The organism is Pseudomonas sp. GL-B-19 (assembly GCF_019956415.1).
Lineage (GTDB): Bacteria > Pseudomonadota > Gammaproteobacteria > Pseudomonadales > Pseudomonadaceae > Aquipseudomonas.
The window spans coordinates 49867-57404 of record NZ_JAHBDK010000038.1 but is presented as its reverse complement, the minus strand read 5'-3'; the positions used below and the strand labels follow the sequence as shown (position 1 = coordinate 57404).

6 protein-coding genes and 1 tRNA gene are annotated in these 7538 nt (G+C 59.2%); 2 read left to right on the top strand and 5 right to left on the bottom strand.

The window, feature by feature from the left end:
• Nucleotides 1–287: 287 nt before the first annotated feature.
• A tRNA-Asn gene (locus KGB06_RS16420) sits at nt 288–363 on the bottom strand.
• A gap of 227 nt (nt 364–590) precedes the next feature.
• On the opposite strand from KGB06_RS16420, the gene KGB06_RS16415 reads away from it, so the two are divergent.
• The gene (locus tag KGB06_RS16415) at nt 591–821 is read left to right on the top strand and encodes a hypothetical protein (RefSeq protein ID WP_007943502.1); all 231 of its coding nucleotides are present in this window, start codon (nt 591–593) and stop codon (nt 819–821) included.
• Here the strand turns inward: KGB06_RS16415 and KGB06_RS16410 are convergent.
• Together KGB06_RS16410 and KGB06_RS16405 are read right to left on the bottom strand one after the other, a co-directional pair.
• Nucleotides 818–1018 (bottom strand): hypothetical protein, encoded by a 201-nt coding sequence (locus tag KGB06_RS16410; RefSeq protein ID WP_223517506.1) that lies wholly within the window; start codon nt 1016–1018, stop codon nt 818–820. The two genes, KGB06_RS16415 and KGB06_RS16410, sit on opposite strands and share 4 nt — an antisense overlap.
• A 254-nt stretch (nt 1019–1272) precedes the next feature.
• Nucleotides 1273–2469 (bottom strand): amino acid aminotransferase, encoded by a 1197-nt coding sequence (locus tag KGB06_RS16405; protein WP_223517504.1) that lies wholly within the window; start codon nt 2467–2469, stop codon nt 1273–1275.
• Nucleotides 2470–2807: 338 nt separating this feature from the next.
• Here KGB06_RS16405 and uvrB point away from each other — a divergent pair, with 338 nt between their 5' ends.
• Nucleotides 2808–4823, top strand: coding sequence for an excinuclease ABC subunit UvrB (uvrB, locus tag KGB06_RS16400; protein WP_223517503.1), 2016 nt, complete (start codon nt 2808–2810; stop codon nt 4821–4823).
• 88 nt (nt 4824–4911) lie between these two features.
• Here uvrB and KGB06_RS16395 read toward each other — a convergent pair whose 3' ends face one another.
• Together KGB06_RS16395 and KGB06_RS16390 are read right to left on the bottom strand one after the other, a co-directional pair.
• Nucleotides 4912–6462 (bottom strand): MDR family MFS transporter, encoded by a 1551-nt coding sequence (locus KGB06_RS16395; protein ID WP_223517501.1) that lies wholly within the window; start codon nt 6460–6462, stop codon nt 4912–4914.
• Nucleotides 6452–7501 carry an HlyD family secretion protein gene (locus tag KGB06_RS16390; protein WP_223517499.1) on the bottom strand — a complete coding sequence of 350 codons (1050 nt, stop codon included), beginning with the start codon at nt 7499–7501 and terminating at the stop codon, nt 6452–6454. Before KGB06_RS16390 ends, KGB06_RS16395 begins: the two co-directional genes overlap by 11 nt.
• Nucleotides 7502–7538: the final 37 nt, after the last annotated feature.

The following is a 7538-nucleotide window of genomic DNA, read 5'->3' as shown; positions in this document are numbered from 1 at the left end:
GGTAACGCGCGCTTCTTGCTGCGACAGCTTGAAGGCGCGAGGGCTGAAATGGCCTTGGCGGTGAACGCCTATAACCTGAAAAGAGCGATTAACGTGCTGGGCGTGCGTCAGATGATGGCGCTGATGGACTGAAAAGCCTTTTTTCGTCTGCTGTCCGCACAAAAGCAAACGCCCCGAACAAGTCGGGGCGTTTGCTGGAACCACCATCAGTGTGTTTTCACACAGTCTGAGAAGGCGGGTTTTTCGGTGGTTTCAGAGATTTTGGAAGCTTTCTCTGAAACCTTGTATGGCTCCACGACCTGGACTCGAACCAGGGACCCAGTGATTAACAGTCACTTGCTCTACCAACTGAGCTATCGCGGAATGGCGTCTATGTTACTGATTCAAAAAGAGAAGTCAAGCGCTTGATAGCAACATGGGTGATTCGTCGGGACAGACGGTGGTTTATCGGCCATGGGCGGTTACCAGATTCGTCCCAGAGGTCTACCATGGCCGCCCGGAAGTGGTAACACGCGCTGCCGGCCATTCGCCGAAAAGGTACGCGCCATGAATCACTCAACCTGCACACCCCACAACAACGGGGTGTTCGCATGAGCATCGCTCAGATCAGCTTGCCCAAAGGTGTCGGCCCCCACGCCGAAAAACTGTTCGACGCAATTACACAGGCCAGCACCGCTGAGGAATTGAACCGCGCCGGCGGCAAGGCCGAGGGTTTTGTTCTGGGCCTGGAAAGCACCAAGGCGATCAAGAGTCAGATTGCCGAGTCGCTCTATGTCGCCTATGACGATGCCGCCAGCCAGCGTGCCACCGAACTGGCTTAACCGCCGAATGTGAAGGTGCCGAGCATCATTTTGGCGTAGAGCGTCGTGGCGGCCAGTTGCACCAGCCACAAGGCCAGACCGCCGAGAAATACGCCCGCAGCGACTTGCATTACCAGGTTGCTGCCGCGTTTGGCCGGGGTGCGAGGCACGAAGTCGTCCAGTTCATCACGGTCTGCGCGTAGGTCATCGTTTTTCATGTGGGTTCTCGTAAATGCCTGGATGTACACAAAACCTGTAGGAGTGAGCCTGCTCGCGATAGCGGTGGGTCAGCTTGCACAGGTATTGAATGTGCCGTCGCCGTCGCCGTCGCCGTCGCCTTCGCTGGCAAGCCAGCTCCTACATTTTGAATGGTGTGGAGTCTAGAGGGCTGAGTCGCTGCTTTGAAAATTATCTGCGACAAATAAAAAACGGGAAGCCAATCGGCTTCCCGTTTTTCATATCACTGGACGACTCAGATCACCTGAACGATAGCCTTGGTCACCACGTCGATATTGCTCTGGTTCAACGCGGCCACGCAAATGCGGCCGGTGTCCAGGGCGTAGATGCCGAACTCGGTGCGCAGGCGGGTGACTTGCTCAACCGTCAGGCCGGAGTAAGAGAACATGCCGCGCTGACGACCCACGAAGCTGAAATCGCGCTGAGGGGCGTTTTTCGCCAGCAGATCAACCATCTGGATGCGCATGCCGCGAATCCGCAGGCGCATTTCAGCCAGTTCTTCTTCCCACTGGGCGCGCAGGACCGGGCTGTTGAGCACAGCGGCGACGATGCTTGCACCGTGGGTTGGCGGGTTGGAGTAGTTGGTGCGGATCACGCGTTTGACTTGCGACAGCACGCGCGCGCTTTCTTCTTTCGATTCGCTGACGATCGACAGGGCGCCAACGCGCTCGCCGTACAGCGAGAACGATTTGGAGAACGAGCTGGAAACGAAGAAGGTCAGGCCCGATTCGGCGAACAGGCGCACAGCGGCGGCGTCTTCGTCGATGCCATCGCCGAAACCTTGATACGCCATGTCGAGGAACGGCACGTGCCCCTTGGCTTTCACCACTTGCAGGACGTTATTCCAGTCCGCCGGGCTCAGGTCCACGCCGGTCGGGTTGTGACAGCAGGCGTGCAGCACAACGATAGAGCCGGCGGGCAGGGCGTTCAGGTCTTCCAGCAGGCCAGCACGGTTTACGTCGTGGGTCGCGGCGTCATAGTAACGGTAGTTCTGCACCGGGAAACCGGCGGTTTCGAACAGCGCGCGGTGGTTTTCCCAGCTTGGGTTGCTGATCGCCACGACGGCGTTCGGCAGCAGTTGCTTGAGGAAGTCGGCACCGATTTTCAGTGCACCTGTGCCGCCCACGGCTTGGGTGGTGATAACACGGCCGGCGGCGATCAGTGGCGAATCATTGCCAAACAGCAGTTTCTGCACAGCCTGATCGTAGGCAGCGATGCCGTCGATTGGCAGGTAGCCACGGGAAACGTGTTGAGCGGCACGAATCGTCTCGGCTTCGACAACGGCGCGCAGGAGTGGAATTCGCCCCTCCTCGTTGCAGTAAACACCGACCCCCAGGTTGACCTTGTTGGTACGGGTATCGGCATTGAATGCTTCGTTGAGGCCCAGGATTGGATCGCGTGGTGCCATTTCGACAGCGGAGAACAGGCTCATTTTTGCGGCGGCTCTGAATGGAGAGTGGAGGGACGTGTGGCGCTCCAGCCGAATGCACTAGAGCGGTGCACAAACGGGGAGCTAGTATAGAGGCCATCTGCGATCGATGGCGACAGACGTTTCGGCTTTTCCGCTAAGTTTTTCCGATTATTTTTCGACCGTTAGTCGATTGGCGCCGTCATAGGATTCACCGGATGTAGGACGTTTGCCTTGAAAGAGCAGGCAATCGACTCCACATTGAGCACAATCCAGTTTTTTCCTCGGGCGACGTCGGTCGTTTGTGGTCTTTCTCGTTGCTGTCCGGTTTGACCGGTCAGGCGCGACCCCAGGGGTATTGAATGTCTGAATTCCAGCTAGTCACCCGCTTCGAGCCTGCCGGCGATCAGCCGGAAGCCATCCGTCTGATGGTGGAAGGCATCGAAGCCGGGCTGGCGCACCAGACGTTGCTCGGTGTGACCGGCTCGGGCAAGACCTTCAGCATCGCCAACGTGATCGCGCAAGTGCAGCGTCCGACCCTGGTGCTGGCGCCGAACAAGACCCTGGCCGCGCAGTTGTATGGAGAGTTCAAGGCGTTTTTCCCGAACAACGCGGTGGAGTACTTCGTTTCCTACTACGACTATTACCAGCCCGAAGCCTACGTGCCGTCGTCCGACACTTTCATCGAGAAAGACGCCTCGATCAACGACCACATCGAGCAGATGCGCCTGTCCGCGACCAAGGCGTTGCTGGAGCGCAAAGACGCGATCATCGTCACCACCGTGTCGTGCATCTACGGTCTGGGCAGCCCGGAAACCTATTTGAAAATGGTGTTGCACGTGGATCGCGGCGACAAACTCGATCAGCGTGCCTTGCTGCGGCGTCTGGCGGACTTGCAATACACCCGCAACGACATGGACTTCGCTCGTGCAACCTTCCGGGTTCGCGGCGATGTGATTGATATCCACCCGGCCGAATCCGATTTTGAAGCGATCCGCATCGAGCTGTTCGATGACGAGGTCGAGAGCCTGTCCGCCTTCGATCCGCTGACCGGCGAAGTGATCCGCAAGCTGCCACGCTTCACCTTCTATCCGAAAAGCCACTACGTGACGCCACGAGAAACCCTGCTCGGTGCCGTGGAGGGGATCAAGGTTGAATTGCAGGAGCGTCTGGATTACCTGCGCAGCAATAACAAACTCGTAGAAGCCCAGCGTCTTGAGCAACGCACCCGCTTCGACCTGGAGATGATCCTCGAGTTGGGTTATTGCAACGGCATCGAAAACTACTCGCGCTACCTGTCCGGTCGTGAATCCGGCCAGGCGCCGCCGACGTTGTTCGACTACCTGCCGGCCGACGCCTTGTTGGTGATCGACGAATCTCACGTCAGCGTGCCGCAGGTCGGCGCCATGTATAAGGGCGACCGCTCGCGTAAAGAGACGCTGGTGGAATACGGTTTCCGCCTGCCGTCCGCGCTGGATAACCGGCCGATGCGTTTTGACGAGTTTGAAAGCATCAGCCCGCAGACGATTTTTGTCTCGGCGACGCCCGGCAATTACGAGGCAGAGCATGCAGGCCGCGTCGTTGAGCAGTTGGTGCGCCCGACGGGGCTGGTCGATCCGCAAATTGAAATCCGCCCGGCGCTGACCCAAGTTGACGATCTGCTTTCGGAAATCACCAAGCGCGTGGCGCTGGAAGAACGGGTTCTGGTCACCACCCTGACCAAGCGCATGTCTGAGGATCTGACCGATTACCTGGCCGACCACGGCGTTCGCGTACGTTATCTGCACTCGGACATCGACACCGTGGAGCGGGTCGAAATCATTCGTGATCTGCGCCTCGGTACATTCGATGTGCTGGTGGGGATCAACCTGCTGCGTGAAGGCCTGGACATGCCGGAAGTGTCGCTGGTGGCGATTCTCGATGCGGACAAGGAAGGCTTTCTGCGCTCCGAGCGCTCACTGATCCAGACCATCGGCCGAGCGGCGCGTAACCTCAACGGTCGGGCGATTTTGTATGCCGACCGCATCACCGGCTCCATGGAGCGGGCGATCGGCGAAACCGAGCGCCGTCGCGACAAACAGATCGCCTTCAACCTGGCCAACGGCATCACCCCGAAGGGTGTGTTCAAGGACGTTGCCGACATCATGGAAGGCGCCACCGTGCCAGGCTCGCGCAGCAAGAAGCGCAAAGGCATGGCCAAGGCTGCCGAAGAGAGCGCCAAGTACGAAGCGGAATTGCGTTCGCCGGGAGAGATCGCCAAGCGTATTAAAGCCTTGGAAGAGAAGATGTACGCATTGGCGCGTGATCTGGAGTTTGAAGCAGCGGCGCAGATGCGCGATGAGATTGGCAAGTTGCGGGAGCGGTTGATCACCGTCTGATTTGCAGCGCCTGTCAGGCCGCCATCGCGAGCAAGCTCGGCTCCTACTGTAGGAGCCGAGCTTGCTCGCGATAGGGGCGTACTCGGTCTTAATGTACTTCCCCAGCCTTAATCCCCCCCGGCAATTTTTTGGTCAGCAATATCGCCAGCATGCTCACCCCCAGCGCAATCCCGACAAAGTGAAACGCATCGTTGTAAGCCATGATCGACGCCTGCTGGTGTGCGATTTCACTGATTTTACCCAGCGCCGCCGTATCACTGCCCAGCCGGTCTGCCATCGACGCCAGCCGCTCGGCCACCTGCGGATTACTCGGCACGATGGCTTCGCGCAAATAATCAAAGTACGTCTTGGTTCGCGCATCCAGCAGGGTGGCGAGGAGGGCAATGCCAATCGCGCCGCCGAGGTTACGCAGGATGTTGAACAGGCTCGACGCCGACCCCGCGTCCTGCGGCAGGATGTACGCCGTGGCGATCAGCGAAATGGTGACCATGATCAGGGGCTGGCCCAGCGCGCGAATGAGCTGGATCTGATTGAACTGCGGCCCGGCGAAGTCCGGGTTCAGCACCCCCGAAGAAAAACTCGCCAACCCGAACAGCCCGAATCCCAGCGTACACAGCCACTTCGGCGAAATGTACTTCATCAGCTTGGGCACCAACGGAATCAGAAACAGCTGCGGCACGCCCATCCACATGATCACTTCGCCGATCTGCAGGGCGTTGTAGTTCTGGATCTGCGCCAGGTACAGCGGCAACAGGAAAATCGAGCCATACAGCCCGACCCCCATCCCCAGGCTGGAAATACTCGATAGACCGAAGTTGCGGTTGCGCAGGATGCCCAGGTTGATCAGCGGGTTGGGCTTGGAAACTTGCACGATCACAAAGGTGATCAGGCTGATCAACGCGATGCTGCCCAGGGTCACGATCAGGTTCGACTCCAGCCAGTCCTTGCGGTGGCCTTCTTCCAGAAACACCTGCAAGCAACCGAGGCCGACGCCGAGAGTGAGAATGCCCATGTAGTCGGTGCTTTTCAGCAGCTCCCAGTGCGCTTTTTTCTTCTCGAGGCCGTACATCAGGCCGGCGATCATGATCAGGCCCGGTGGAACGTTGATGTAGAAGATGTATTCCCAGCCCCAATTTTCAGTCAGCCAACCGCCCAATGTCGGGCCGATAGAGGGCGCGAAGGTGGCGGTCATGGCGAACATGGCCATGCCTTTGGCGCGGTGGTGTTCAGGGAGTTTGATCAGCGTCAGTGTGAACGCCAGCGGGATCAGCGCGCCGCCGGTGAAGCCCTGCAAGGCGCGGAAGACGATCATGCTTTCCAGGCTCCACGCCATGGAGCACAGCAACGAGGCGACCAGAAAGCCCAGTGAAACCCAGACCGCCAGTCGTCGCGCGGACAGCAGCTGCACGAGCCAGGCAGTCAGCGGGATCATGATGATCTCTGCCACCAGGTAGGAGGTGGAAATCCACGAGCCTTCTTCAAGGGTGGCCGACAGGGCACCCTGAATGTCCTTGAGTGAAGAGTTGGTGATCTGGATGTCGAGTACGGCCATGAAGGCACCGAGCATCACGCTCATGACCGCAATCCAGTCCCGCCGGGTCGGTTCGCCGACCGGGTGGATCAGTTGGTCACCGGCCATCGTCAGGGGCGTCTTTGATGTTCACTTTGGCGGTGACTGACATGCCCGGACGGATCTTGCCTTGCAGCGGATTGTCCGCGGCGAAAGTCAGCTTTACCGGAATCCGTTGTACGACTTTGGTGAAGTTGCCCGTGGCATTGTCCGGTGGCAACAGGCTGAACTGCGCGCCTGAAGCGGCGAACAGGCTGTCGACTCGCGCTTTGATCGGCGTGTCGTTGTAGGCGTCGAAGGTCAGCTCGGCGCTCTGGCCGGGCTGCATGCGGCCGATCTGGGTTTCTTTGAAGTTGGCCTGAATCCAGATGTCCTGATCCGGGACGATCGACAGCAAGTACGCGCCGGCCTGCACCACCTGGCCTTCGCGGGCGGCACGCTGGCCGATCAGGCCGCTGATGGGCGCGTGGATTTCGCTGCGGGTCAGGTTCAGTTCCGCTTGCGCCAGGTCGGCCTTGGCGTTGGCGATCTGCGCGTCTAGACGCTTGATCTCGGCGGTCAGGGCGTTGACCTGCTGGCGTTGGCCCTGAGCGTCAGCCTGAGCCTTGGCGACTTGCGAGCGGGCGATGTGGTTGTCGGCCGACAGGGTGGTCACCCGTTCTTCCGAAATGTAGCCGGGTTTGCGCAGCGTCTGGGCGCGCGTCAAGTCGAGTAGCGACCGGCCGAGGCTGGCTTGGCTGGAGGCAACTTGCGCTTCGCTGGCCGCGATCAGGCTGGATTGCTGGGTGAGTTTGCTTTGCGCTTGCAGGCGTTCGGCCTGGCGGGTGGCGAGGGTGGCGCTGGCACGGTCGACGGCGAGGTCGAAATCGGCGCCTTCGAGCTTGATCAGCAACTGGCCTTTTTCAACGTGCTGGTTGTCATGCACCAATACTTGGTCGATGCGCGCGCTCAACTGGCTAGAGACGCGAGTGATCTCGCCCTGGACATAGGCGTTATCGGTGCTTTCATAAAATCGACCCTTCAAGTACCACTGGGCAAAGAAGCCCCCGGCAATCAGCAGGATGAGCAGCAGAAAAATAAACAGGCGACGCTTGAGTTGGGCAGGCATGGGGCAGGCTGTAGTCGAGAAAGTGTAAGGAAAGATA

What these genes read in the sequence shown, in the direction of transcription:
- KGB06_RS16395 (WP_223517501.1), bottom strand. Translation starts at nt 6,462, where the DNA reads ATGGCCGGTGACCAACTGATCCACCCGGTCGGCGAACCGACCCGGCGG.
- KGB06_RS16390 (WP_223517499.1), bottom strand. Translation starts at nt 7,501, where the DNA reads ATGCCTGCCCAACTCAAGCGTCGCCTGTTTATTTTTCTGCTGCTCATC.
- uvrB (WP_223517503.1), top strand. Translation starts at nt 2,808, where the DNA reads ATGTCTGAATTCCAGCTAGTCACCCGCTTCGAGCCTGCCGGCGATCAG.
- KGB06_RS16410 (WP_223517506.1), bottom strand. Translation starts at nt 1,018, where the DNA reads ATGAAAAACGATGACCTACGCGCAGACCGTGATGAACTGGACGACTTC.
- KGB06_RS16405 (WP_223517504.1), bottom strand. Translation starts at nt 2,469, where the DNA reads ATGAGCCTGTTCTCCGCTGTCGAAATGGCACCACGCGATCCAATCCTG.
- KGB06_RS16415 (WP_007943502.1), top strand. Translation starts at nt 591, where the DNA reads ATGAGCATCGCTCAGATCAGCTTGCCCAAAGGTGTCGGCCCCCACGCC.